Origin of the sequence: Methylobacterium sp. E-066 (assembly GCF_022829635.1) — a bacterium.
GTDB lineage: Bacteria > Pseudomonadota > Alphaproteobacteria > Rhizobiales > Beijerinckiaceae > Methylobacterium.
Genome location: NZ_JAKSYO010000136.1, coordinates 1 through 25,270 on the forward strand (window position 1 = coordinate 1; position 25,270 = coordinate 25,270).

The window sequence follows — 25,270 nt, forward strand, 5'->3', positions numbered from 1 at the left end:
TGCGGTATTGGTGACGGTCACGTCCCCGCCGCTGCCGCCGATACCGCCCTTGCCGCCGAGCTTCAGGCTGACGGCGAGCTTGCCCGCGGCCGACCCCGACGCGCCGCCGCCCGTGCCGCCGCCGCCGCCGATGCTCTGCGCCTCGATGCCGTTCGCATCCGAACCTCTGGTGGCGATCGCGCCCTGGTTCGTGGCCGTGACGAGGCCGCCGCGGTTGCCGATGCCGGACCCGCCGCCGATCGTCGTCGTCACCGTGAGGGCATCGGCGATGGGAAGCTTGCCGAGGAGGTCGTTGACGGTCTTGTCGAGGGAGAAGCCGGGGGCCGCCAGGGTCGAGCTCGTGCCGCCGTTGCCGCCACCACCGCCGATGCTCTGGGCGAGGATGCCGGCGGCGTAGGTGCCACCGGTCGTGATGGTCCCGGCCTGCGTGACGGTGACCGTGCCGCCGGTGCCGCCCCAGCCCCCGGTGCCGCCGATGGCCAGTGACACGTCGACGTTCCGCCGGAGGCTGATGCTGTTGCTCGTCGCGGTAGCGCCACCGCCATTGCCGCCGCCGCCGCCGATGCTCTGGGCCTCGATGCCGAAGGCACCGTCCCCCGAGGTCTGCACCACGCCGCGGTTCTCGACCTTCACGGTGCCGCCATTGCCGCCACCGCCGCCCGTACCGCCCAGCGTCGCTGACACGGACACGGCCATCTCGCCCGGCGGCGCGACCGCCAGCGCATAGGCCGCCGCATCGCCGCCGATGCCGCCACCGCCGCCGACGCTCAGGGCCAGAAGGCCCATTGCCGCGTTGCCGTAGGTCGTGACTTGGCCGGTATTGACGACGCCCGCAGTGCCGCCATTGCCGCCATCCCCGCCCGAGCCGCCGATCGCGGCCGAGAAGGCGAAGCTCGGCAGCGCCTTGCCGCTCGGCGTCACCAGGGGCGCCGTGATCGCCGTCGCGCTCGCGACGCCCCCGACCCCGCCGCCACCGCCGATGCTGAGGACGGACAGGCCGTTGGCCGCGTAACCGGCGGTGGTCACGGTCGTGCTGCTGTCGATCTGTGCTTCGCCGCCGTTCCCGCCCTTCCCACCGCTGCCGCCGATCGCCACGGAGGCCGAAATCACCACGCCGGCCGCGATGCTCTTGACGTCGCCGCCCACCCCGCCGCCGCCGCCGATGCTCTGCACCAGCACGGCCGTCGATCCGTTCCCGCCTGTCTCGATTGCGCCGCCCAGGCCGGTGAAGCGGGCGAGGCCGCCATCGCCGCCGCCGCCGCCGCTCCCGCCCAGGCCGAGCGAGAAGAAGGCGCCGGCCGGGAAGGCGCCGCCGCCGGTGCCGCCGCTGCCGCCGATGCTCTGCGCCAGGGCCCCGAACGCGGTCTCGCCCCCGGTCGTGATCCGGCCCCCGTCGTTGATGATCGTCGCGGTACCGCCGGCGCCCCCCGTGCCACCGGCACCGCCGCGGCCGAACCAGTACGAGATGCCACCGGCTCCGCCGCCGGTGGTCTTGGACGATACTTCGAGGGCCGAGACCGGCAGGGCTGAGAGGGCGCTGCCGCCGCCGATGCTCTGCGCCACGAGACCGGTCGCCCCCGCGCCGGAAGTCGCCACCGTGCCGTTGTTGGTCAGCATCACCGCACCGCCGCTGGCGGCATCGCCGCCCTTGCCGCCGCCGAAGACGCCGCCGCCGCCCTTGCCGCCCGGACCGCCGACGGATTGCGCGACCAGGCCGAGGGCGTAATCACCCGCCGTGACGATTGTGCCGCGTTGGTTCACCGTGACCGTGCCGCCGTCGCCGCCCCGGGCACCGGGCTGCCCACCGGCATCGGGCTGGCGCCCGCCGTTGCCGCCGATGCTCTGGACGAGGCCGCCGAGGGCGTAGTCGCCGGAGGTCCTGATCGTCCCGGACATGTCGAGACGCGCGGTGCCGCCTGCGCCACCCTGCGTCACGAACGGATTGCTGTAGATTGTGCCGCTGCCGCGGATCGAGCCCGCGCCGCCGATGGATTCGACGATCATGGCCGTCGCCCCGACTCCGTCGGTGATCACCTGGCCGGATCGCGTCACCGTGAGCGAGGCCGGACCGCCGGCACCGCCCCGTCTGGACGCGGTCTGGTCCGCGTCGGTGCCGCCGAAGCCGGCATTGCCGCCGACCGCGCTGACCCGGACCCCGAGGAAGGCCTGCCCCTCGGTCGAGACCCGCGACGACAGGGTCAGGCCGGCCGACCCGGCATCGCCGCCGCCGCCGACATCCTTCTGGGCGTCACCGCCGTTTCCGCCCCTGGAATAGACCCAGAACCGGGGGATCGGCTTGAAGTCCGGCTGTGCAGCATCGGTGATCTGTTCGCCCCGCCCGGCCACGTCTTCCGCGAGGGTCACCGCGACCGAACCGCCGCGACCGCCGCTGGCACCGGGGACGGATGCCCAAGCGCGCGTGTCGCCCCGCCCACCGCGCCCGCCTTTCGAGCCGATCTCGATCGTCGCGGCGGCGTCGCGCTCGGCGGCTGCCGGATCGATATCGATCAAGCTCAGGTCGCTGCCGTCCTGGCCGGGCGTCGCGGCGACGTTCGACAAGAAGGCGTTGGCTTGTCCGTTCTGCCCATCCGCACCGGTCGTCACCTGTGGCTCCGGGCGCTCGGCGGCGCGCGCGGGCGAGCCCAAGAGCAGCGCTACGACGGTGACGGCCGTGGCCGGAAGCCGGGCCCCATCGCGGATCTTGCTATCGCAGGTCGGGGCAAATGGCTGGTTTTGCAAGGAGGGCATCGGAAATGAGGCTCTTCGCCCGCGTGGCTCGGCAAACACGCTCAGCCATTCGCGGGCAGGTCAGGGGCTTCGGCGTACCGGATCGCCACGCGTCGATATCTCTTCGACGCGAGGTCAATCTCTCATTACAATGGTTAATGAAATCTTTATGACTAATTAAATCAAGGGTGAGCTTGTTGACGATTAAATAGTCGATATTATATTTGCGTATATCCGCTGTCAAAACTTACGTTTCGCAAACTATAGAGCAAATTTAGCTGTATTTGATGATTTTTTATTTCCGGGTAACTACAGATTATTGGAGCGTCCGATCCCGGGCGTTGTTGAGGAAAATTCGGATGACTGAAACGGGTGGTTTCCTGCCAGTCTGGTTTCTGGTGGCGTAACCTGAAAAGCGGACGCTCAATCTGACTGTGGATTGGCGTCGAGGCGTCACCCCTTCGCAAACAGAATTAAGTCATTGGTATTAATCATGAATTGGATGACGAGGTGGGGTCACGATCGGCGCCGATCGTGACCCCACCTCGATCTCAGTTTTTGTAGTCCGAACAAAGAGATAGCTTCATTTATTCCGGGATCATGCTTCGACGCCAATTCACACCGTGCGGGCCAACCTCGGTCGGATTTGCGGGCGTCGATGTGGACAATTGCGGGCGAACTGTCCCCTTTGCATCAACAAGGTACAGCGCCGGCGCCAGCGGGCACTGGCCCGGTGCCGGCGCTGCAGCCGCCGGCGGGCCAAGGCGCGGGCCAAGCTGGCCGGCGGATCACGAGCCAGCGGCGCGACCACACCCACAAGCTCTCCAGGGCGCTGGTGAAGCGCTACGCGCGCCTCGCCTTCGAAGACCTCAACATGGCCGGGCTGGCGCGGTCGCGCCTCGCCCGGTCGATCCACGACGCCTCCTGGCGTCTCCTCGTCGATCTCACCACGTACAAGGCTAAAAGCGCCGGTGCGGTGGTTCAACGCCTCGATCCCCGGGGCACGGCGCGGACGTGCCCGCTTGCGGCGCGGTGGCGGTGAAGCCGCGGTCGCGCCGCCGGCACATCTGCGGGTGCGGCTGCGATCTCGGTCGCGACGTCGCTGCAGCGCAGGTGATCCGGGATCGCGCCTTCGGGCCGGGATACGGCCTTCGCGACATAAGCGGGCGGGTGGCCGCGTAGCTGTCGCGAGAAGCCTTGTCCTTCAGGGCGGGGAGTTGTCACTCCCGTTCAGAAAGGTCGGCCGACCGGCGTTGTTGCCTCGCGGTTAGGCCGGACAGGACATAGCTAGGGCCTTCTTCGAAAAGTACAATCACGGGACTAAAAGATTGAATTGACTAATGCTCTGCGCGATCATGCTTAAATCGTCTTGTGCGTTCTTCGACCGTACCGAGACAATGGCATCCTCACCGGACTTCCGCAACGCATCAGGTGGAAGGGGGGATGCAGATTTGAAGTCACCGCGCCCATCCGGAACGTCTGTAGTCGTCAATGTGACGATCACTTTATGCAAATCCTGCCTAGAGTTTTCGTTTGTGAAATTCACACCAGATGCAAAAAATCCATACCCGACCGGATTGTAGGCGATAGTTGGGTTATTGATAACGGTAAGTTTTGTCGTGAATGTGATCGTATCCGCCATCTGCCTTGTAGCAGGTCCTTTCGGAGTGCCCATGAAATTAGGATTGTTTGCTTTATCCAAGGTCGCCCATTCATTGATATATGTATAGGTATCAATCAAGTCCTCGACCGGAAGATGCCCGCGGGTGGGGAATACGAAATCTACGCCAGGATTTTCTTTGCAGTAATCGTTATTTATTCCAGTAGCCAAGTTATAAAATGTGTCGTGTAGACTGAAGATCCGGCTGTTATCTCTCAGCCTACCCTCTGTCGCTCCGATGCCGATGCGATCAACGCGCCTCAAAAACTGCCTTGCCAAATCGACGCCGGCCCCCTGCTTATTCTCTTCCGTCATCCGCAATGTAAATTCGTATGTAACAAGACTTGTTGCATAATAAGAAAATAAATCTCTAGCCTTTTTGTTTGTAAATAAATTGATTTTGGAAAAGCGATCCCAGTTTGTGTCATCACTGTCAAGGAGGCGCGCGAGCTCGAACCCCCTATATCTCGCGGTTACGTAATCTGTTTTGAAGCTTTCCAACGTGTTGATAGCGGCGCGCCGAACTGCGCGTCTGGCCTGGCATCGAATATTGGCTACAATATCCTTCGTTTTGACGCCTGCACTGTCCTGTGGTAGGGGATATACTGCGCATCCCGCTATCAAACTCGCTTCCAGCGCAAGCAGGGGGACCATAAGAACACGCATGGCCGATCCAATAGATTTGTACTCGGTCATAAAGTTACCGCCCAATCGCCCATACAGCCAGTCTTCAAATTCAATATCCCCTGCTGTTTGAAAGTTTCTGGCCTCTAATCGAATTTTGACCCTATCTCAACGCTGACTGGGTATTGCGACAGCCGGATTGGGCGCTGAAGCCGTGTTTGGCGTGATTGTATTGTGAATGATGTCCGCCATCGCGGCCGACTATGCCGGCTAGATCGTCGACGGCGGCAGCCTGACCAAGGTGGGCGCCGGTACCCTGACGCTGACCGGGCGCAACACCCTTTCCGGGCCGATCACCGTCAAGGGTGGCGACCTCGCTATCACCGGCACCCTGCCCACCAGCGAAGGCTGGTTCGGCAGCGTCAACCTCGGCACGGCCAGCGTGCTCAGCCCCGTCACCGCCTAGGGGCCGATCCGAGCCTCCGGGGGTCCAGCACCCTTGCCGGAAGCCTCACCCTGGTCCCGGGCTCGATTTACCGGGGCGGCACCACCGCCAACGGCCGCGCAGGGCTGACGGGTGGTGGCTCTCGCTGGTGTTGGCCTGTCAGCCGCACCGCGAGGCAGGAACGGGGGTCGTCGGCATCGACTGGGGCGTGGAGACCTATGTCACGACCTGCACCGGCCCGATGCGGTTCGGGGAGGTACCGAACGAGCGCTTCGGTGCGGCCGAGGCGGAGGCGCTGCGCGAGCAGCAGCGCGCCCTATCCCGGGCCCTGCGCGGCAAGCGCTCGCAGCGCGCGCTCGAGGCGAAGCGGCTCCTGGCTTGGCGGTCCCGCCGACTGGCCAATCGGCGCAAGGACCGGACGCATCAGGGCACCGCACGGCTGGTGCGCGATAACGCGATCATCGTCACCGAGGACCTGTCGATCCGCACCATGACGGCCTCCGCCCGTGGGACGGCGGAGACGCCGGGCAGGCGGGTGGCCCAGAAGGCCGGTCTGAATCGTCCGATCCTCGATACCGCGCCCGGTGCGTTTCTCTCCCAGTTGGTCTGCAAAGCGGAAGAAGCTGGCAACCCGATCTCGGGCGTTGTCCGGAAGAAGTGCGTGGGTGAGCGCACCCACGTGCTGCCGGACGGGCGGGTGATCACCCGCGATCAGGTCGGTGCCTGGGTCTAGTGGAACATCGGTCAGGAACTGGCCGTGGGCGCGAGCCCAGAAACCCCTCCCGGAGCCGCATAAGCGGCTTGGAGGGGGGGCGTTCATGTGGTGCGGTTCTCGGGCCCCGGCTTCGGGGCGATGGCGTCGGAGTCGTCCGTGGGAGCACGTCGACTGGGCTTGCGCAGCCGGAGGCGCGATATCCTGACAAGGTGATCGGCCGCCCGCCTTGGGCGTGATCCACGCGCTACGAGCTCCGTGCGGAGGCCGCCGCTGTTGCCAACGATCTCCGCAGTGCGGTCGCGCAACGCCTTCACGGCCTGCTGCCCGACCTCTTCGGACGCCCAGGCGAAACCCCGGCCTGGGTCGCATGTGGATCGGTGTCGAAGCGTCACCCCTCTCGCAAGCAGGCTTAAGTCATTGAGATGGCGCCTGAATTGGATGGCGAGATGGGGTCACGATCGACGCCGATCGTGACCCCATCTCGATTTCAGTTTTGTAGTCCGAACAAATATTTAGCTACATTTATTCCAGGGTCATGCTTCGACGCCGATCCACAGGTCATTTCTTCCGAAACTGAGAGGTGACGCTTCGACGCCAATCCACAGCTATGCCGAATCACGTCCTCCTGCTCGTGGAGGCGGCGCATTACGGGCGCCTGCAGGCCGACGTCGGTAAAATCGCTCCGCTCCTGGATCCTCAGCTCGCGCGTTCGGAAGCTCCCGATTCGATGGATAGGCCGTCGTCGGGGCCGAAGATCCGCAGCTGATTCCGACCTCGTATCTCGGCATCCGGCAGATTGCTTCGAACATCACTTCCACCGGATAGCGACCGTAGTGCTCGCCCTCGGTGCGCGGAGCATGTCCTTGGATTGCGTCGAGCAATGCGGGGTCGATTCCAGCGCGGCGGCCCATCGTCTTGAAACGATGGCGCCAGCCGTGATTCGGATCCACGTCGGGGTCGACGACCCCGATCGCGCGGACCCAGGCGGCAAGGCGCTCGCCGACCTTCTTGTAAATCGGATGCGCGGCCTGCCCGTTCCGGCCGCGGGCAGGGTCGTAGAAGAGTGCCCCGGATCCGCAGCCGAGGACGAAGTCGACGAAGCCTTGCTCGACGAGGTGGGGGTGAAGCGGCACGTCGCGCCACCTGCCGGTCTTCACGCTTCCCGCTTCCGGCGTGATGCGGATCACCCATGCGGCGCCGTCCCGACGCACGTCGCGGCCGCGCAGCTGCGTCATCTCGTTGACGCGTGCCCCGCCATACGCGCAAAGCCAGGGAATCCAACGCCGTGCCGCAGCGTGCTCCCGCGACAGTCTCGCGTCGTGGGGACCGAACGAGGCCCGCAGGATCATCCCGGCCTCGCAGTCGGTGAAATCCCGGTCGCGGAGTTGCGGCTTGTCGGGCACCGTCACCACGACTCCTGCGGCGGGATTCGTGTCGAGATGGCTGTTCGCCACCGCCCAGTTCATGAGGGCCTTCGTTGCAGCGATGTAGGCGTCGCGGACGGTTCGCGGGTCGCGGGTCGCGGCCGGCGGCTAGCAGATCGCGCTTCCAGGCGATCAAGTCTCCGCGCGTCACGAGAGCGAGGTCGTCGGTGCCGAGCGCTTCCTCGAGCGCCGTCAGGACGCCGGCCCAGCGCTTGATGGTGGACGGCGCAAGCTTCGCCTCGGCAGCATAGGTCTCGAAGGCCGGACGCCAAGGAACGGATCTTGTCGGCGCGGACGGAACGGCCGGAAGGCTCGAAGGAGTGGGCGCGACCCGATCGGGGTCGCTTCCGAAGGAACGACAATCAAACGAATGCTGATCGGAAGGAGGCTCCGTCCCGCCTCTGGGCGCGCCTTTGGGGGGCGGCGCGAGAGAGGCTAGGGCGGCCGCCGATCGCCTCAGAAGCCCCCAGCGCTCATCGATCTCCACGGCCGCCTGAAGGTAGCGCGTCCTGGCGAGAGCCGGCTCCTTCGTTCCGAGCGTCCTGCGCTCCTCGCACCTTCCGAGCAGTGGCTGCAGTTCCTTCGGCACGCGGCGCCGGAACCAGTACATGCCCGTCTTCGGATGGCGCCAAGGGCGCGCGAACGGCATCGGCATGGTGTGTACCACCTTTGTGTACCACCGCGACGGCCGCAAGCACCTGGAATGCTTGGATATTCTTCCGGATCAAAGGCCTGGGGAAGGAGTGGCGGAGAGGGGGGGATTCGCCGCCGTACGCCCGAGCCCGTTGCAAATAAAAGGCTTTTGCTCGCTCCAAGTTCGCACTTCGTAGCAACGTTTCGTGGCACACGTCAAACTGTGAGAACGGGTTCGACAGCGCGCGATCACCCTTCAGCAAGGCCATCGGATGCCAATATGCGACGAACAGTCCTGCCGAATCACAGTGGTGTTGGCTGTGAAAAAAATCTCAGCATTGAAGATACCGGGGCGCCGATAAGCGGACCTTCGGCTTTGCGTCCATCCTAGTCATTCGAGAAGCTTTAGCCGCTCCTCAGTAGCGGATATTCATCATGCCGGCTGTGATGCTCGCTCATTAGCGTAAGGATGGCTGGAGAATCATCGGCCATCGGCCTGAAAGGGCAGAACAAAGTGCGTCGATCCGTAATCGTGGCCATACCGCGGCCTGAACCACTGGCTCCGCGGCTGTAGGTATGAAGTTGGTAATTTTACGACCTTGGACGGGGGGAGGCATAAGCTCGAGGCTTCACATCCTCCGAACGGATGACGCGCCTCCCTTCGACTCCCGATACCTCTGCCATCGGGGGCTTCGCAGAGGGACTTCTAATGCGCTACATTCTGATGCCCGTCCTGCTCATCGCTACAGCTACTGCGCCGCGCGCGGACGATCTAGCAGACCTGCCGGAATTGGCCTGTGCGCTGGCCTCGACGCCGTTGGAGCTTCAGCAGATCGGATGCCCAGGCTATACCTCGTTGAGTACTGCACAGCCGCCAGAAAAAGCGGTTCGATTTGAGCAATCGGGTGAGACATCTAACGATTGATCCCCCCACCTTTACACGCGGTCACTACCTAACTTTGGGGCCCCTGCAGAGGAGCAAATCGCATGTCCGACGAAGGGCCGCCTCTTTTATTTGTTGCGCTATGGGGTGCGTTCGCCCTGCTGATGCTGCTTGGCCAGAGGCAGCTCATCGAGCGGGGTTCCCACATTGCCATGTCTTATCAGACCGTTGAAAGCAGTGATCCAATCGCAATCGCTGCACTCGACTGATAATCGATCGGACCAAGATCTCTGACGAATATCTGTCTTGCGCAGCCCATACAGAGATTTCGATACAAAGAGCAAGCCCGACCGGCGCGCAGACGATCTGAGGGACTTGCCGAAATTCGCGTGCTCACAAGCATCGACACCGCTGGATCGCAAGCAGCTTGGCTGCCCAGATCCGACTCCTGCAGCGGCGTCCCAGCACCCGGATTAAAACTGTACGGTTCGAGTGCTGCAGACGGTACGCTGCGAGATTAATTTAGATCACAGCGGTCGGCATTGCGCTTCAAAGCAGCGGGTTGCCATGCGCCGCTACGGCGCTGACCAGTTCGGAGCGGCGGTGCGTCCCTGTTTTTGCAAACAGGGACGCAAGATGCGTTTTTACGGTCGCAACCCCCACGCCCAGGGAGCTTGCTATCTCAGCGACCGAACCGAGCGCGACCGCCGCCTGTAAGACCCGGGCCTCACTTGCCGTCAAGCCATGGAGCTTGGCCAGCACTTCAATACCAGATGTGATTGGCACCTCGGTTTTGCGAACGAACACAGCTGCTTGCGCCCGGTGGCCGAGACTACCCGTTTGACGAGCACCCGAACACAGCGGCAGGACGTGCACGAGATACCGCTCTCTCTGTTTATTCGTCAGAACAATTGAGGGAGGACAAGCTTTCATCGCGTGATCGTCCCCGGTGCCGGACAAGGCGTAAGCCGCTCGAAGTGTCTTATCAGCAGTACGGTCTGATGCGGCGAGGACGCCTTCGCGCCGACCGAGCATGTCCCCCTGTTTCAAAAGAGCGAGCCCTGTCGCGTTGGCAAGTTCGAGTTTGCCAGCAGCATCAACTAAAAAAACTGCCGCCGTCACAAGATCGAGCACTGCTTCCAACGACACACACTTCGATCGAATTCCGTCAAACTCTCGGCCGATCATCACAACCCGCTGCAGATGTGGGGCGAGCAGTTCCATCTTCCGCCTCATCTCGTCGTCGACAAACCCTTGCGCTCGGCTGCGACGGACGGAGAACGCCGCAACGCCTAAGGCAAAGCGATGGAGATTGACGCCGACCACATCGATGAAGCCCTGTGGGGCTACCCACTCTTGATAGAACTGAGTCTGCGCAAAATCTTCATGCGGAATGATGTCCCCGCCGCTAAAAACGACCCCAGTCGGAACAAAAGATATAGCTGGAAAATAGGGATTTAGGGCAGCATAGCGCTCAAAATACAACTGTACGTAACTGGGGTTGTCACCCCAATCGTGAAACACAGCGGCCTGGTTGTTGACAGGGTCCTGCCAGAACAGATTTGCAGCTATCCCGCCTAAAAATATAGTGGCGAGTTGCAACGCTTCCGGCCAACGCTCCGAGTCGAGCGCTGCATCATACACCGCACTGAGGATTTGTGAGAGCTGCTCAGCCTCCGTGGTACCGCGAAGCACGACAAGATTTGTTTGCAGCTTTTGTGTAACAGGCCTGTCTTCAAGGGCCTTGCTCGAAAATCCAGGCGATCCTTGAGACGATTCAGGTTTCGTCACCTCGAATCCTCGCGCGCTGGTATTACAGGCGGCCAACATTGGCTGGCCCTGATTCGATGCACGTCTGAATGTAGCATATCATCCATTCGGGTGAGGTCGAATGCCTCATAAAATACGAGTGTGGCCGGCAGATGCGAGCGCGTCCGGTCGATCGTCCCGCAGCAGCGGAGAATCTCCTCCGATCGGTAGCTCGACGCTAAAGGCTAAACGACAGGTAGGCACGTGGAAACAGAGCGACGGTTTTTCCTGGGTGGACTGGCCTTCGGCGTGGGCGCCGTCGCAGCGGGTCAAGCGTTCGGAGTTGACGGTGACGGTCGAGCAGCCGGTAAGGAGGCTTGGTCCTCACAGACCTTCGTTCATACTATCCCGCGCAAACCCGGCGCAGCTCAGCCCTTCACCGGGCGGCTCGACGGCGGGACCATCAAGGCGACTTCGGGTGGTTGGGCGCGTGATCTCACCGCCAATCAACTGCCAATCGCGACCGGCATTGCGGGCGCCCACCTGTTCCTCAATCCCGGCGGCGTCCGCGAGATGCATTGGCATTCGTCGGCTGAGTGGGCTTACGTGATTGGCGGCCATTGTCAGGTGACGGTTCTGGATCCTGACGGCGGCTTGGAGGTCGTGAATTTTGGGCCTGGCGACACCTGGTCTTTTCCGGCTGGCCATGCTCACGCGATCCAAACCCTGGGCGATGTGCCCTGTCACGCGATCCTGGCGTTCGACGACGGTCTCTACGGTGATCACGGAACCTTCGGCTTGAGCGACTGGCTCAGCCGGCTCGACCACTCGATCCTACGGGCAGCGTTTGATTTGAGCGACGCCGTGACCCGCGATCTGCCGGAGGCTGAAGTTTACATCGCGCAAGGTCCAGTGATCCCATTGGATGGAGATGTCGCCCGCGGCGAGCGACGCTTGAACGCTGCAAGCTCGCACCGGTTCGCGCTCGCGCAGGCTCAGCCGTTGATCGAATGCTCCGCCGGCACACTGCGCATTGCTCCGGCCAAGGCGTTCCCGATCTCGACGACGATGACGGGTTTCAGCGAGACGTTGCTTCCGGGCGCCCTGCACGCACCGCACTGGCATCCAAGCGCGAACGAGTGGCACTTTCTACTCGAAGGCCGGACGCGCGTGACGGTGTTCGAGCCCGAGAAGCGCTTGGCAACGGCGGATTTGAAGCCTGGCGACTGCGCTTACCTGCCGCGAGCCGCCGCACACATGATCGAGAACATCGGTGAAGAGCCGTGCACCTTTGTCGGCGTTCACGACAATCCCTTGCACCAGGAGTGCTCGCTATCGCAGTGGATGACCTTGGCACCCCGCCAGGTTATCGCATCGAATCTAGGATTGCAGGAAGATGACCTGGCTTGCCTACCGAAAGAGCCGATCGTTTTCACACGATCGGTTTGACCATGTCAGCACCGTATAGCACCTTCGTAATCATAGCCATCATTCTATTTGCTGCGCCGGGGAGGCTTGATGCGCGGATTGCGATAAAGCAGCCTCAAAAAGCACCCGATTTGCAAACGCTAGACACGCCTCCGGCTCCGGACGTTATCGTCCTGGAACTAGCCGACGATTGGGGAATGGTGAGCATCGATCCTAAACTCTTGACCTCGGTACAGTCGAGCGGACCAAGAGCGGATCATTCATGTATTGTCATTTGGCGCGACGGGCAAGCCATCGTACGGGGGAACGTTCGCACGACAAGAGATCGACTGGGTCTTACTCCAGTACGATAAGAGCGACGCATGCATCGTATGCAATCTGTCGGTTCGTTGGAATTCCAGGTTCCGTGCGGATCAAATTCGCTGGTCCGTTGGGTCGTAGCAGGATGTCCGCGTCCTGCAAACCTTTGTCATAACGCGGTCAGACAGCCTTCGGCTACTACGCCACGCCAGATCTCCGTCGCGCTCAGGACCGGACGTTCACTTTGCGCCCAACTCTGCCATTTGAAGATTCTCGCCGACTTCTCCGAAGCGGACGTTGGCCAAGACCGGGTTGCAGGTTCGCGCAAGCCACTCCAGGCCCCCGGCTTCGATCAAACAATCGCCCCCGTCGAGGATCTTGCCTGCAGCGGCCGAGCCATTGATGCTGCGCCGCAGCGGATGGCCTGCGATGGGAGTGACCCTTGGAAACAATCGGCCGTGACCTGCTCGAGATGCAGCGCCTCCCCCTCGCTGCATCTCATGTTGCAGCCTTGCGGGCTTCACCCCGGTGGATGCCCAAAGGAGGCGTTGGGGCCGTGCTCTCCCCAGGGCGTGCCAGCGCGCGGAGGCGACGCTGTCCTCACACACCCCGTACGCGAGGCGGGCGTTGGCGATGGCCGCCTGGCCACGGACGCGGTCGCGTTTGTCTGCATTGCTGCCCCTTCGCCAGCCGGCGATCCACCTTGATGTCGACGCGGCTGAGGAAGAGCGAGGCGACGCTCTCCACCCCGGCGAGGCTTTCGCCGGCGGCCCCCGCGGGTGACCGTCAGGTGCGGGTTCAGCCGCGAATGTCACCGTGAAAGGTCGCGAAGGAGGACAGCACCTTCTCGGCGATAGCGTCATCGACCGCGACGGAGACCCTGACCTTGCCGGCGAGGGCGGGTTCGCCCTCGGTCCCGGCCTTCAGGTGCCCGTTTTCGACATCCGCCCGCGCCGCCTCGGTCCCGGCCGTGTTCTCATCCGAGGCGGGACCGACCTGCACCGCATTCCGATCAAGGCCGTGATCCTGCACGATGTGCTCGACGGCCATCTCCGCATCCCGGCGGGATTTGAAATCAGCTGAGATCGTCCTGGACATGTCGTCTCCGGTTTATTGCCGATGGGTCCGGAAGGATCGCGAAATATCATTCGGGATCGACTTCCATCGTCTTGGGCAAAGGGCCGGCGCGCGGGACCGTTCCGGTGGCGAACCGTGAATACGGACGCGACGGTGGAATTCCCGATGCCTTCAAAAGCTGCATCAACCACCGTGCTTCAGGTCGCAGCACGCTCCCACCCTGGACGTCCGTTACGCCCCGTCTGAACACCTGCCGGTCAGAGCTCCTCCTCCTTGTCCCGCCGATCTGGAGCTCCCTGTCCGTCCCCTGCACGGCGATTGGATGGGGTCAGCCTTCGACGAAGCTGGCCCTGCTCCGGTCCAGCGACCCTCCGGCCCAAGTCCCGAGGGATTATTCGGATCTGGGGGCGACGGCAGGAGCTTGCGGCTGGGATGGCCCGGGATGCACCGTCATGGACGGAGGCTGGTCCGAGAGCTGCTGACGCACCTCGGCGAGCTTGGCCTGGGCCACGGCAAGCTCCTGCCGGGTCGTCCCGATCCGGTCCTCAAGGGCGGCCATCTCCTTGTTCCGGGTGGCCAGCGTCTCGGTCAGGGTCGCCAACTGCGCCTGGGCGTCGGCCTGCCTCCTCTGCAGCGCTTCCACCGCCGAGGTCGCGCCGTCGCGGTCGGAAGCCAGCTTCTGGACGGCCTGCTCAGCCTGGCTCCGTTCGGAGATCACACGGTCCCGCTCGGACTGCGCCGTGGCCAGTTCCTTCTGCGTCGCAGCCAACCCATCCTTGGCTTGCTGCACCTGCTGGCCAGCCTGCGAGACGTCGCTCGCCAGCTTCTCACGATTGGCGGTCAGACCGTCGACGGCCCGCTCCAGTTCGGCCTTCTGCCTCGTCGCCTGCTCGGTCGCGGCGCGGGCATCGGCGAGATCTTTCTGAGCGCCGGCCGAGCCATCGCGCGCCTTCTGCTGGCTCTCCTCGGCTTTCGCGAGGTCGGCGGTCTTGGCGGTCGCCTCCTGGGACATGGCGGCGATGTCGGACCGCAGCTTCGCCTCTTGCTGGCGCGTCTCCTCCAGCCGGCGCCCGACGTCGGCCAGTTCCTTGGTCCTTGCAGTCGCCGCGTGCTCGGCGGCCGTGGTGGCCTCCTTCATCGGCGCGAGCTTCTGCTCCGCCAGGGTAACCTGAGCTTGCAGCCCGGTGAGCTTGGTCGTCTCGGCCTCCGCGGTGGCCTTCGCCTCGCCGGCCTTGCGCTCGGCCGCCTGCTGTTCCGTCGCCAGGCTCTCGGCTCTCGCCTTGGCCTGTTCCCCGGCCTGTGTGATGTCCCGCTCCTGCTGCTGGGCCGATGCGATCCTCTCCTTGAGCCCGTCGAGGGTTCCCGCAGCCGCCCGCTGCTGATTGAGGTCCGATTGCAGCGCGACCTGCCGTGTCTCCAGGTCCTGGATGTGGTGATCCCGCGCCGTCCTCTGCCTCGCACCGGCGATGGAGGCGACGACGAGCCAGACCAGGAGGACCGCCGCCACGACGGCGAGGCTGAACGGCAGGGGCCTGCGGAGTTCGGAACGGTAGTCGATGGCCATGGCGGTCTCGCGGGCGTTGGAGGAACGGATCAGAACGACGTGTTAGCCTCGCCAGGGGTAGGTTCGGCACCGGCGGCCCCCGGCTCGGGGGTGGGACTGCTCGATGCGAGTTCGGCACGATCAGTCCTGACGAGGGAACCGATCATACCAAGGAGGGCGCGGTGCTCGGGGGAGCCGTCCGCCGCAGCAAGGAAAGCTGCGAGCTCGATGCGGGACGGCCTCCCGCCGGATGGCCCGTTCGGTTCATGCAAGACGTACACGTCGGCAGGGTCACCGCCGCGGCATAGGTACCAGCAGTCGTCGTTGGACCCGTCGTGGATCAGCGTGCGCATGGGTGGCATCGAGGGTCCCCATCGTCTCGTCCCCGGTCGGGGACCACGCCTATCGTAAGCCTAACCCCGGACGGCAACAGTTCAGCGACGGCCGTGGATCACCATCGCAAGCAGGTATCCAATGGCTCCGGCCATGGCCGCCAGCATCAGCGGGGACTCCTTCGCATACTGTGCGACAGCATCTCCACCCTGGCGGTAGGCACGCTCGGCCTCGGGAAGGGCGTCCCGGCCCCTGTTGATCGCCTTGTCGACGAGGTCGCTTGCCTGTCCAGCAACGTCGCGCACGGCGTCCTTGGCCTGTCCGTACAAGTTCTCGACGGTCCCCTTCGCCTCGTTGGCCGTGCCCTTGGCCTGGGTCTCGCGGTCGCCCGTGACGTCACCGACGGCGCCCTGGACCTTGCCGCCGAGTTCCTTGGCGGCGCCGGTGATGCGGTTCTCGTCCATTGGTCAATTTCCATTCGGTTCAAGGTTGAGCTGGCCCGCTGCGAAACGCGCTTCGAGCCGATGCGAGGCACTGACTAATCCTTCGACGCAGCCTTCCCGGGTCGCGCCTTCATCGAGCTTTGGTTGGCTTTCTTCGCCCGGTCGTCGGCCTTCGAGGCGTGCTCGGCGGCCTTCTCCTCGTTGCCGGCGTCGATGTGTCGAGCGGCCTTCCGGTGTGACTTCGCCGCAGCCTCATGGTGTTCGGCGGCCTTGGCGTGCGCGTTTCCGGACATCTGTCCCTCCCGTGACGGGGATTTATGTGCCCCGGTGCGAACGTGGTGGCCGGTCGGTTCCGATCCTCGACACTGGTGGGATCGACCGGGGGTTCATCACGCCGGCATGCCGGCGACCGTAGACGGTAGCCTGCCGTCGGGGGTGTAGCGGTCCACCGCGGACGGCAGCTCGCGCGAGAGCCTGGACAGAAGGTCGTCGTGCGAAAGGCCGGTCTGCCGCGACAGCGTATCGAGGACGTCGGAACCGATGGCCGACCTCAGGTGGTCGGGCTTCATCTCGGCGTTCGGACCATGGTTCACCCAAGAATCGGCGGCCTCGCCGTGGCCGTTCTCGCGAAAGCGCTCGACGAGCTGGCCGAGGCCGCCACTGAGCAGGCCATCGGCACCAGCACCCCCGAGTGCGCCTCAGAGATTACCCAGCAGGCCGCCGAGACCACCCTGTCCCGCGATCCCGCCCTGTCCGGCGGGCGCACCTGGGGTTGTGGGACCACCGTGGCCGGCTCCGCCGAGCATCTCCTGGATATTATCCCGGTTCTGGAAGCCCGCCACGGCCAACAGGCCGAGCAGCGCCGTCATAGAGGGGAAGCCGTCACTCATTGGGTGTCTCCTTTCCGGTGAGAGGGGTCGTCGTACCGATCAGCAATCGTCGTCGCCGGGCTTCACCACCTTGCCCTCGGGCGGCTTCGCCTCGTTGGCGGAGGGCGTCGCATTCGAGCCGACGTTGTTCATCGCCCCGACCGTCCCGGGGGACTCTGCCTTGGCACCGGGCGAGACCTTCCCGGTCGCGTTCCCGTCGACCTTCGAGGAAGCGTCCGCCGAGCCCTTCTGGCCAGTGCTGTTCGTGGTCGTTCCGACCGCACATGGCTTCGCCGAGGCGAGGCCAACGCCAAGAAGCGTCATCGTCGTCGCGACGGTCAGGGTGGTGAGGATCTTCATGGTGTTTCCTTCGGGATGGGGGGTGGACCGGGCAGGCGAGCGACCACTACCGCGAGGGAACGGACTGTTCGGAAGCCGTCTCGACGTAGTCGGCGATGGCCGCGCGGCAGCCTGGCGAGACCTCCCGGGCGTTCCTGCGGAAGCAGGCGACGACCTCGGGTCCGTTCAGGTCGAGGCCGTTGCAGAGACGGGCATAGTCGGCCGAGCAGAAGGGTTTCAGCGACGCCCTGGAACCGGTCTTCTCAAGAGCCTGCGCGCCGAGCGGGAGGCATGACGATGTGACGGCCGCGAACACGACGAGGTGGCGGAGCTTGGTCACGGCAACGGGGCTTTCGCGAAAGGTGGACGTGGGATCGTACGGAACCGGGACCGGCTCGAACCGGTCCCGGACTTCAGCGTTTCAGAGCGGCTTGCGCGGGGTGGTTTCCGTCGTGGTCCCGGTGGTGCCGGTACGGCTTACCGTTCCGCGACCGTCCTCGACCTCGACCTCGGTGTGACGGACCTTGTCGGTCACGGTCTCCACCCGCTGGGCCGCATCCTTGCGGATGCCGACCTCACCGACGACGCGGGCGTCCTTCGACACCACCGCCTGCTCGCGCATCTCCGTCGCCTCGATGACCTTTTCCTCGAACAGCGCCATGTCGCCCGGGGTGACGGCGCGGTCGACGACGCGACGGTCGACGTTCACCGTCTCGTCGTGGAGGGTGACGTTCTCGCTGACATCCTTCTCGACGGCGTAGGACCGAACCCGGACCCGGCCGGCATCGACCATGCGCTTGCCGACGTTGAGGCGCTCCTCGACCACGGGGATGTAATCGGTGCCTGTGACGGTACCGTGGGCGGCGACGGCCTCGGACGGTGCAGCGGCGTGAAGGCCGGTGTCGCGGGTCGTGGCGGCGTGGTCGGACGACATCGCACCCTGACCGAGCGCTCCGGCGGCAACCGGCGCGGTCCCGGTGGTGGAACCGGTCGCACGACCGTCCCAGCCTTCCTTGCGCCAGGCGGCCTCGCGCTCGTCGAGATCGACCGAACCGTGCTCCTCCAGGATATCGGAGGCGGCGTGGACGTGCGCGTCGTCGACCTCTGCGCTCAGCATCGTGCCGCCGCGGTGCAGTCCCTCGCCGTATGCGTGACGGTCCTCCTCCGGCATGAAGAAGTCCTTGATCGAGCCCCACATGCCTTCGTCGGCCCTGGTCGCGGTTCCGGCCGAGCCGGCCTGGGTGCCGGAAATCAGCTTGATCGCGCCGGCGGGAATGCCGAGACCGACGAGCTTGCCCTGGGCGGCGACCGCCTCGGGATGGGTGTCGTACATGGCGGTGATGGTCTGGGTCATGATGTCGGCTCCTGTGACGGGTGCGTGGTGGCCTGTTCCGTGACGTGCCCCTCGGGGGACACGCGTTCGATCACGGCGTGCTGCCTGCGCAGCGTCACCGGCATCTCGACGTCCTCGCCCGCCGTGGTCTGGCGGATGTGCACCTCCTCCTTCAGGACGAGGCGTTTCTCGACGACGAGGATCTCTTCCAGCACCGGGATGATGGTCACCCCGGCCTCCGTCCTGACCACCGGGGGTGCCTCGCCCTCGGCGAGGGTCCGGTTGACTGGCACCCGGGTCACCCCGACCATGTCGCTGCGCAGGGTCTCGCGCAGGACCTGGTCGAGGGTGTCGGTTCGCGTGCTGACACGGACCCGTCCGGTCTCGACCGCACGCTTCTCGATGCGCGCGGTCTCCTCGATCAGCGGGAGGACCGCCTCCTCACCGATGGCGACCTCCGCCGCGGTGCCGAAGCGCGTCCCGAGCCCGTGGGGCTCGGTCGCGGCGGGATCGCCGACGCTCATGCCCGGCGCGGGGTCAGGGTATTCGGGGCGGTGCGGGTGACGGTCGGATCGACGGCCGAACCTCGGCCAGCGAAGAAGGAGGCGAGCGCCCCGAAGATCAGCGCGAGAGCCCCGAACAACGCACCCTGGGATACGCGGCGCGCCGTGGCGTCGGCGATCTGCTTGGACTGCTCCTTGGCCGAGGCGACGGTTTCCCTGAACTGCTGGGTGTACTGCACGACCTGGGTCCGGGCCTGCTCGACCGGGATGTTCTGCGCCTTGGAAAGGGCCACGGCGGCCTTCTCCTGGGCGGCGGCCTGTTGTGCGCCGTCACCCGAGACGGCGGCGCGCATCGCGGTCACAGCGGTGTCCTTCAGCGCGGCCGGATCAGATCCGGTGCCGTTGCGGACATTGGATTCGATGTTCGAGAAGGGGTCGGTGACCTTGGTCAGCGACGGGGCGGCGGCCTGTGCCAAGGTCGAGACAGAGCCGCCCATCGCGTTGCCGACCCCGCCGATGGCCGAGGAGGCCGTGCCGAGGGCGCCGCTGACGATGCCGCTGGCGGCCGACGACAGCATGTACAGCACCACGAGGGTCGAGACCGCCCAGGCGAGGAGGCCGTGATAGCCCGCCGTCGAGGTCGAGGGCTTACCGGACAGGCGTCCGGCGAAGTAGCCGCCGGCGACGGCCGCCAGCACGCCGGAGACGACGAACCACAGGCCGGCACCGATGCCGAGCGAACTCGCCGCCGGGGTGCCATCACCCATCGGATCGACCGTCGAGAGGCCGATGCCGAGCCCCAGCATGTTCAGGATGACCTGCGAGATCAGGGCCACCGTGGCACCGGCAAGCACGGCACCCCAGGAGACGGAATGCAGCATCATCGTGCGCATGTCCTCAGCGGGGGTGACCATGGTGGTCTGCGGCAGCTCGCGGTCGACGACGGCGCGGTCGGGTATCGGGCGTCCGGGGGATACGGGCGTGGGCTCGGTAACGGTGGCCATGGTGGATCTCCTGGGTTGTGAGTTTGCGAAGCTGGAAGGGCGCGGTGGGTCAGACGACCCGGCGGCGGCCCATGACGATGTGGTAGAGCCACAGCACGATCACGGCGCCGACGATGGCGACGAGCAGGCTGTAGAGGTTGACCCCCGACACGCCGGGCTCGCCGAACTGGTTGAACAGGAACCCGCCGACGACCGCGCCGACGACGCCGAGTAGGATGTCGACGAGCAGGCCCTGTCCGGTGTTGTTGACGATCTTGCTGCCGATGAAGCCGGCGATCAGGCCGAGGACGATCCAGGCGAGGAGAGACATGACGGGCTCCGGTTTTAGGCGTGATGACAGGTCCCGACGCAGGGCCTGCGCGGGCTGGGGATTGGTCTCGAAGGCGTGTGGGCTTGACCGCTACGACCTCGATAGCCTGCGGGGTTGGTCGGGCTTGGTTTTCGTCGTGGTATGACGCGCCTTGATCGCGACGATCTCGGTCGTGGCCTCCGCCTCGACCTCGGTGTCCCCGAAGATCATGCCGATGGCCTGCTTGATCAGGGCACGGGCATGATCACTCGATAGAACCTTCCGGTCCTTGCCCATCCGCTACACTTCTCTGTCCGGCCTAGCCGTCTTCGAGATGCCCGGATCGAGCAGAGCTACACCCACCGAATACTTCAATGGAAATGATGTTCCGGCGATTTACATAAAAGTATTTCAGCTTAATCCGCTTAGTGTTTTCGACCTGGTTTTCGAGTTGTATTTTTGCCGTAGTGCTCAATCGACGTCTTCTCGCCGATCCCACGCTCCCTGGCCCAGACCACCACGGCGCTGCGGCGGTTGACACCGATCTTGCGGTACAGGCTCGCCACGTGGTTGCGCACCGTGCTCAGCGAGACCCCGAGCGCCTTAGAGATCTCCTCGTCCGTGTCGCCGCGGCAGATGCCCTCCAGCATATCGCCCTCGCGGGTCGTGAGCCTCTCGACCATCGCCTGCGGCTTGCCCGGCTTGGGAGGATTGCGCAGCTGGGCGAGTTTCTCGATCACGCCGTGGCTGAACCACGACGCGTCCGCCATGACGGATTCGATGGCCGAGATGAGTTCGACCTCCGTCCGTTTTCTCGACGAGATATCCTGGGCGGCGCAAAGAAGCCCGTCACCTCCGTTGACGCTGACCCTCTCGGCGGAGACGAGGCAGTCGAGCACGTCGCCGTCTTGGGTTCGCAGCCGTCCCTCGAATGCCCGGACCCTTCCGTAGCGCTGGAGCTCACGCTTGAATCGGGTCCGTTCCGCTTCCTCGGCCCAGGGCACGGACGTGGCGTGCGCGGCGTTCCCGAAGGCTGCGGCGTAGGCCTCGTTGACGCTAGTCGGGACCTTCGCGTCCGAACTCAGGAGAGCCGTTGGGATCGGGCTGAGCTCGAACGCCTTGGCGAAGCGCTCCTCGCTGAGACGGAGCTCCGCCTCGGCCTTCCGTCGGTCCTCCAGGTCGGCGAAGGTGAACAGCATGCAGCGCTCGCCGCCGGGCATCTCGATGGGATGGCCGGCGACGATGACGTACTTCTCGGCGTCGGACGGCACCGAGAGGCACGCCTCCCGCTGGCGGATGGTGGTGCCGGCATGGAGGTGCTCGACCGCGGAGGCGCGGCGCTCGCCTTGGCCAATGAGGTCGACCTCGGTGAAGGTCCGGCCAAGAACTTGGTCGCGGGCGTAACCGGTCAGCTCGATGAAGCCCTGGTTGACCTTGACGTAACGCAGATCGGAGAGCCGGCACACCACGGCCGGGGCGGGATTCGCCCGGAACATGCACTCGAACCGCTCCTCGGCTTCGTAGCGGTCGCTGGCGTCCTGCATCAGCAGGGCGAGTCCGTTTGGCGTGCCGGCATCGTCCGTCGTCACGAGTCCCCGCATCCGGTGCGTCCACGTCCTCGCGGGATCCCGGAAATGGTGGACCTCGACCACCGCATCGCGAAACGCCTCGCCGGCCAGGATGCGCTCGACCGGATGCTGCAGCGGCCCGACCTCGCGATGGTTGCGGTAGTGCAGGATGAAGTTGCCACGGTACTCGGCGACGGTGGCTCCGAGGTCACGGAGTTCGGTGACCCCATGCATCGCGAGGGCGGCGTCATTGGCGTAGGCGATGGTGTGATCCGGCTCGATCAGGATCACGCCCTCCGCGAGACCGTCGACGACCTGCGCCAGTTGCCGCTGCTCGAACTGGGTCATGATGGCTCGCCTCGTTCGAAGGGCATCAATGGCCGCCTCGCATCCACGCATGGGTGCCAACGTCCCAAACGATGCGTCGGGCAATACCCCTGATATCGCTGGCCGGCATCCTTGCCTTCGTCGGGAAGGTCGTCGCCTGGGACCGGCTCGCGTTTCGAAACTGGGAAACCCCTGCAATCCGATCCTCGGCCCTCGACCGCTTCGGACTGGGGCATGACGAACGGCCCAACCGCATCCGCCAGGTTTTAGAAGAAGGGTTGGCCCTTCCGAATGACCCGGTCGGCCTACCTGGCCAGGCATCGGCGGTCGTCGGCAGTGGTGTCCGAGAGGGTCGGAAGTCCGCCCCGTATGTTCCGGCATCTGCGGCCATACGGATGCTGTCGGGCTTCCGTCAGGCCGCTTTCTCCTGTCTGTACCGAAGCGCTGCCATGGCCTCGTCCGCAACCCTTCGCCCGCTGTCGTAAGCTCCGTGGGCGGTGGTAAAATCGAAGGGGTGGGTCGCCTTGCCCGCGAATAACAGCCTGTCCTCGAAAGGCCGGGCCAACCGCGCCCGCGTGTCAATAGGCGTCGAAGTATGCCATCGGAGTAAATGTATCTATCTCTGTTCAAACTGTAAACAATGAGATTGAGGTGGGGTCACGATCAGCGTCGATCGCGATCCCACTTCGCCGTCCAATTCAGGCTTCATCTCAATGAGTTGAGCCTGTTTACGGAATGGGTTACGCTTCGAAGCCGATCCACAGGTGATGCAGATATCGCAGGATCGCTTTTGATTTAATCGTCGAGTGTAAAATATTTTGCCGCCAGCTAGATCCCATTCTACCCTAATTATTTAGCTTCAAGCCAATATATTTTGCTCGTGGTCTAATAATTATTTGTGATGCGACTTGCTCGATGCTATGCGCGAGCCAGCCCACGCTTCGTCCGATAGCGAATAACGCGAACGGCGCGTCTTCTGGCAGATCGTACCGTTCAGTCAGGGCTGCCAGAGCGACATCGATGGTCGGCCGCAATCCCGTCGTAGCCTCAACCTTCGAGATCATCCGCGTAACAGGCTCAGGTGGCTCAAACGAAGCGAGCAGTGCCGCCGCGCGCGGATCGCGTAGGCCTGATAGGCGGATGAGACGATGGGTGCGCTCGTCCTGCTCCAGTGCCCACTCGTAGCCGCGCCCTGGAAATAGGTCGAGCAGGAAGCGGTGGTAGGCCGCGAGGTGGTGACGGTCGTGAGCGATCACCCGCGCCGTTGGAACGAGGATAGTTACGCGGCGATCATCGGGCGCGGAAGCGGCTTCGAGGTAGCCGGCTTGGCGGAACCGAGCCAGGAGATCGTCGACTCTTCGAGGGCTCGCCAAGCCACGCTCGACCAGTATGCGCCGCACATTGCCGGGCGTAGCCCAGGTGTTTCGGTCCTCCGGGTCGAAGGCGAAGTGGAAGCCGACGATGAAGCCGCGAAGGATGATGATCCCCGCATCGGCCATCATCCGCATGGCGAGAGCGTCGGCTTTGAACAACTCGACGACCGCACTGACGTGAGCTGCCCGCGCCTCGGCGAACCGAGGGTGCGCCAGGATCTCCTGCGCCGTCACAGCGACTGCCATTGAGGTGCGGTCTCCCTGAGTTGAGCTCGAAGTCTGCGATGTCCGCTCTTCCGAACGGCGGCAGACCATCACCGCATAGCTCAACCCAGGCCACGACCCGCGCGGATTCTCGCCCTGCCAGATCGGTTGAGGTCGCCCGCCGCTTGTCGGCAGCCCTTTTTCGGTTCGGTTTTCCCCGATTCTGACAGGACTAGAACTTCAGTAGGCGTGTTGGTCACGCTTTTGACCCCTCCCTCTTGAAAGACGGGGCCGTGACGACCTTTCCTTTGGGCAGGGGTAGGCCAGGCGGTATTCCCCTTCCGGGCCAATCGCAGCCAGGCTGTCCACTCCGGCGAGACGATCCGGAGCACGTTCGTGTCGTTGCGGAAGCCGGTGATCTGGCGCTCCTCGACGGTCAAAAGACCCTGCCGGGCCGCTTCACGGATCGCGTTCTTCACGGTCGAGCGGCACACGCCGGTGACAGCGGCCATGTTCTCGATCGACCGCCGGCAGTACTTCCGGCGGGCGACCTCGGCAGCCACGAGGGAGAGCACAGCCTGCTCGGCCAGGGTGAACCGGGCGACGATAGCCTGCGGCATGCGGCCAGAGGCAGCCCAGCGGCGGCGACGCTCCATCGAGGCGCCCGTTGCGTGGCCGGGAGCCGACGGCCCTCCTGGGCGATCCTACAAGACTTGATACGTTCTTGGCTGGATCCCCTGTTTGGGGTGTGACGGTTTCTGTTGGGTTCGAGGTCTGTTCGGACCGCGATCTACTCGTAGACAATGTTCTCCTCTCGATCAGGCCGGACAGGCTCTCGGCCTCTGTGACCTTCCCATCCCCGTAGGCGCGCTAAAGCAGCGCCGTCACCTGGGGCAGGGTGATTCAGTCCGCGGCCTCGATGGCGCGCCTCAACTCGTCGGCAAACATGGTCATCGGCGGCCGTAGCCGCCGCGGATCTTCGATCATGATCCCCAGCCTTGAGTTCATCCCCGAGAACGGCGGCGGGGCCGGGATCCGGTTTCGGAAGCGGAAGGGATAAAAACTGGCGCCAGGTTCGTTAGGCCTCGACGAATTGCCTAGGTCAGGGACCAAGTATGCGCAGCGTGATACTCGCCGTCAGCGCCATCGCCCTTGCCGCCCCTGCCTCAGCGCAGGCGCCCAACCGCGGCAACACGGACCTGCAGACCAACTGTGCAGGGGACGCCCTCGCGTTCTGCGCGGGCATCGATCCGAACAGCCCGCAAATGGACGCCTGCTTCAAGAAGCATATGAGCCGGATGTCCCCGAACTGCCGTCGCGCCATCGACGCTTACGAGAAGGCCGGCGGTAAGTAGCACCGACCGCTCATTCACCTCCTGAATGCCGCGCAGTGGCCGAGCCTCGGCTCCGTCAGCGTAAGGGATAGCTCACCGGGTCGAGCCGTTAGCGCATCAACGAATTCCTCCAACTGGGCATC

General features: G+C 64.4%; 24 protein-coding genes and 4 pseudogenes. 7 read left to right on the forward strand and 21 right to left on the reverse strand.

Annotation, left to right across the window (positions count from 1 at the left end):
* Window positions 1-2,604 (reverse strand): annotated as a pseudogene (locus MKL20_RS19535) (autotransporter outer membrane beta-barrel domain-containing protein); the annotation flags it as partial.
* An 856-nt stretch (window positions 2,605-3,460) separates the two neighbouring features.
* Between MKL20_RS19535 and MKL20_RS19540 the strand changes: the two are divergent.
* Window positions 3,461-3,769, forward strand: a complete 309-nt coding sequence (locus tag MKL20_RS19540) for an IS200/IS605 family accessory protein TnpB-related protein (RefSeq protein ID WP_244038073.1) — start codon at window positions 3,461-3,463, stop codon at window positions 3,767-3,769.
* 270 nt (window positions 3,770-4,039) lie between these two features.
* On the opposite strand, the gene MKL20_RS19545 is transcribed toward MKL20_RS19540, so the two are convergent.
* Window positions 4,040-5,083 carry a hypothetical protein gene (locus tag MKL20_RS19545; RefSeq protein WP_244038074.1) on the reverse strand — a complete coding sequence of 348 codons (1,044 nt, stop codon included), beginning with the start codon at window positions 5,081-5,083 and terminating at the stop codon, window positions 4,040-4,042.
* A 229-nt stretch (window positions 5,084-5,312) separates the two neighbouring features.
* On the opposite strand from MKL20_RS19545, the gene MKL20_RS19550 reads away from it, so the two are divergent.
* Both MKL20_RS19550 and MKL20_RS19555 read left to right on the forward strand, forming a co-directional pair.
* Window positions 5,313-5,477, forward strand: a complete 165-nt coding sequence (locus MKL20_RS19550; RefSeq protein ID WP_244038075.1) for an autotransporter-associated beta strand repeat-containing protein — start codon at window positions 5,313-5,315, stop codon at window positions 5,475-5,477.
* Between the two features lie 127 nt (window positions 5,478-5,604).
* Window positions 5,605-6,189 (forward strand): transposase, encoded by a 585-nt coding sequence (locus MKL20_RS19555; protein WP_313902739.1) that lies wholly within the window; start codon window positions 5,605-5,607, stop codon window positions 6,187-6,189.
* 587 nt (window positions 6,190-6,776) lie between these two features.
* On the opposite strand, the gene MKL20_RS19560 is transcribed toward MKL20_RS19555, so the two are convergent.
* Together MKL20_RS19560 and MKL20_RS33280 are read right to left on the reverse strand one after the other, a co-directional pair.
* Entirely contained in the window at window positions 6,777-7,637 is an 861-nt protein-coding gene (locus MKL20_RS19560; protein WP_244038077.1) for a hypothetical protein, read from the reverse strand.
* A 421-nt stretch (window positions 7,638-8,058) separates the two neighbouring features.
* Window positions 8,059-8,250, reverse strand: a pseudogene (locus tag MKL20_RS33280) (DUF6538 domain-containing protein); the annotation flags it as partial.
* Window positions 8,251-8,937: 687 nt separating this feature from the next.
* Here MKL20_RS33280 and MKL20_RS19565 point away from each other — a divergent pair.
* Together MKL20_RS19565 and MKL20_RS19570 are read left to right on the forward strand one after the other, a co-directional pair.
* Window positions 8,938-9,153, forward strand: coding sequence for a hypothetical protein (locus tag MKL20_RS19565; RefSeq protein ID WP_244021921.1), 216 nt, complete (start codon window positions 8,938-8,940; stop codon window positions 9,151-9,153).
* Window positions 9,154-9,215: 62 nt separating this feature from the next.
* The gene (locus tag MKL20_RS19570; protein WP_244021920.1) at window positions 9,216-9,380 is read left to right on the forward strand and encodes a hypothetical protein; all 165 of its coding nucleotides are present in this window, start codon (window positions 9,216-9,218) and stop codon (window positions 9,378-9,380) included.
* A 280-nt stretch (window positions 9,381-9,660) separates the two neighbouring features.
* Here the strand turns inward: MKL20_RS19570 and MKL20_RS33165 are convergent, their stop codons facing one another.
* The gene (locus MKL20_RS33165) at window positions 9,661-10,902 is read right to left on the reverse strand and encodes a helix-turn-helix transcriptional regulator (RefSeq protein ID WP_244038078.1); all 1,242 of its coding nucleotides are present in this window, start codon (window positions 10,900-10,902) and stop codon (window positions 9,661-9,663) included.
* A 222-nt stretch (window positions 10,903-11,124) separates the two neighbouring features.
* On the opposite strand from MKL20_RS33165, the gene MKL20_RS19580 reads away from it, so the two are divergent.
* Window positions 11,125-12,309: a cupin domain-containing protein gene (locus tag MKL20_RS19580; protein WP_244021916.1), complete on the forward strand. Its 1,185-nt coding sequence runs from the start codon at window positions 11,125-11,127 to the stop codon at window positions 12,307-12,309.
* Between the two features lie 1,077 nt (window positions 12,310-13,386).
* Here MKL20_RS19580 and MKL20_RS19585 read toward each other — a convergent pair.
* The 16 genes and pseudogenes from MKL20_RS19585 to MKL20_RS19660 all read right to left on the reverse strand — a co-directional run bounded on the left by MKL20_RS19585 (window position 13,387) and on the right by MKL20_RS19660 (window position 24,449).
* Window positions 13,387-13,638, reverse strand: a complete 252-nt coding sequence (locus MKL20_RS19585) for a hypothetical protein (protein ID WP_244021914.1) — start codon at window positions 13,636-13,638, stop codon at window positions 13,387-13,389.
* A gap of 418 nt (window positions 13,639-14,056) precedes the next feature.
* Window positions 14,057-15,229: a chromosome partitioning protein ParA gene (locus tag MKL20_RS19590; RefSeq protein WP_244038079.1), complete on the reverse strand. Its 1,173-nt coding sequence runs from the start codon at window positions 15,227-15,229 to the stop codon at window positions 14,057-14,059.
* A gap of 413 nt (window positions 15,230-15,642) precedes the next feature.
* On the reverse strand, window positions 15,643-16,005 hold the full coding sequence (locus MKL20_RS19595) for a CsbD family protein (protein WP_244038080.1): 363 nt from the start codon (window positions 16,003-16,005) through the stop codon (window positions 15,643-15,645).
* Between the two features lie 74 nt (window positions 16,006-16,079).
* Window positions 16,080-16,277 carry a hypothetical protein gene (locus MKL20_RS19600; protein WP_243956529.1) on the reverse strand — a complete coding sequence of 66 codons (198 nt, stop codon included), beginning with the start codon at window positions 16,275-16,277 and terminating at the stop codon, window positions 16,080-16,082.
* A 96-nt stretch (window positions 16,278-16,373) separates the two neighbouring features.
* Window positions 16,374-16,874, reverse strand: a pseudogene (locus MKL20_RS19605) (YidB family protein).
* Between the two features lie 39 nt (window positions 16,875-16,913).
* Entirely contained in the window at window positions 16,914-17,213 is a 300-nt protein-coding gene (locus MKL20_RS19610) for a hypothetical protein (RefSeq protein WP_244038081.1), read from the reverse strand.
* A 46-nt stretch (window positions 17,214-17,259) separates the two neighbouring features.
* Entirely contained in the window at window positions 17,260-17,532 is a 273-nt protein-coding gene (locus tag MKL20_RS19615; protein ID WP_244038082.1) for a hypothetical protein, read from the reverse strand.
* 81 nt (window positions 17,533-17,613) lie between these two features.
* Window positions 17,614-18,546, reverse strand: a complete 933-nt coding sequence (locus MKL20_RS19620) for a YsnF/AvaK domain-containing protein (protein WP_244038083.1) — start codon at window positions 18,544-18,546, stop codon at window positions 17,614-17,616.
* Window positions 18,543-19,049 carry a YsnF/AvaK domain-containing protein gene (locus tag MKL20_RS19625; RefSeq protein ID WP_244038084.1) on the reverse strand — a complete coding sequence of 169 codons (507 nt, stop codon included), beginning with the start codon at window positions 19,047-19,049 and terminating at the stop codon, window positions 18,543-18,545. The genes MKL20_RS19620 and MKL20_RS19625 overlap by 4 nt, the downstream gene beginning before the upstream one ends.
* Entirely contained in the window at window positions 19,046-20,032 is a 987-nt protein-coding gene (locus MKL20_RS19630) for a PhnA-like protein (RefSeq protein ID WP_244038085.1), read from the reverse strand. The genes MKL20_RS19625 and MKL20_RS19630 overlap by 4 nt, the downstream gene beginning before the upstream one ends.
* A gap of 49 nt (window positions 20,033-20,081) precedes the next feature.
* On the reverse strand, window positions 20,082-20,342 hold the full coding sequence (locus MKL20_RS19635; RefSeq protein ID WP_192710943.1) for a GlsB/YeaQ/YmgE family stress response membrane protein: 261 nt from the start codon (window positions 20,340-20,342) through the stop codon (window positions 20,082-20,084).
* A 90-nt stretch (window positions 20,343-20,432) separates the two neighbouring features.
* Window positions 20,433-20,618, reverse strand: coding sequence for a hypothetical protein (locus MKL20_RS19640; RefSeq protein ID WP_244038086.1), 186 nt, complete (start codon window positions 20,616-20,618; stop codon window positions 20,433-20,435).
* Window positions 20,619-20,746: 128 nt separating this feature from the next.
* Window positions 20,747-22,237 carry a PAS domain S-box protein gene (locus MKL20_RS19645; RefSeq protein WP_244038087.1) on the reverse strand — a complete coding sequence of 497 codons (1,491 nt, stop codon included), beginning with the start codon at window positions 22,235-22,237 and terminating at the stop codon, window positions 20,747-20,749.
* Between the two features lie 391 nt (window positions 22,238-22,628).
* Window positions 22,629-22,790, reverse strand: a pseudogene (locus tag MKL20_RS19650) (FAD-dependent oxidoreductase); the annotation flags it as partial.
* Window positions 22,791-23,061: 271 nt separating this feature from the next.
* Window positions 23,062-23,835, reverse strand: coding sequence for a citrate/2-methylcitrate synthase (locus MKL20_RS19655; RefSeq protein WP_244038088.1), 774 nt, complete (start codon window positions 23,833-23,835; stop codon window positions 23,062-23,064).
* 80 nt (window positions 23,836-23,915) lie between these two features.
* Window positions 23,916-24,449 (reverse strand): hypothetical protein, encoded by a 534-nt coding sequence (locus tag MKL20_RS19660; protein ID WP_313902740.1) that lies wholly within the window; start codon window positions 24,447-24,449, stop codon window positions 23,916-23,918.
* Between the two features lie 459 nt (window positions 24,450-24,908).
* Between MKL20_RS19660 and MKL20_RS19665 the strand changes: the two genes are divergently transcribed.
* Window positions 24,909-25,148 carry a 3',5'-cyclic-nucleotide phosphodiesterase gene (locus tag MKL20_RS19665; protein WP_244038089.1) on the forward strand — a complete coding sequence of 80 codons (240 nt, stop codon included), beginning with the start codon at window positions 24,909-24,911 and terminating at the stop codon, window positions 25,146-25,148.
* Window positions 25,149-25,270 lie beyond the last annotated feature (122 nt).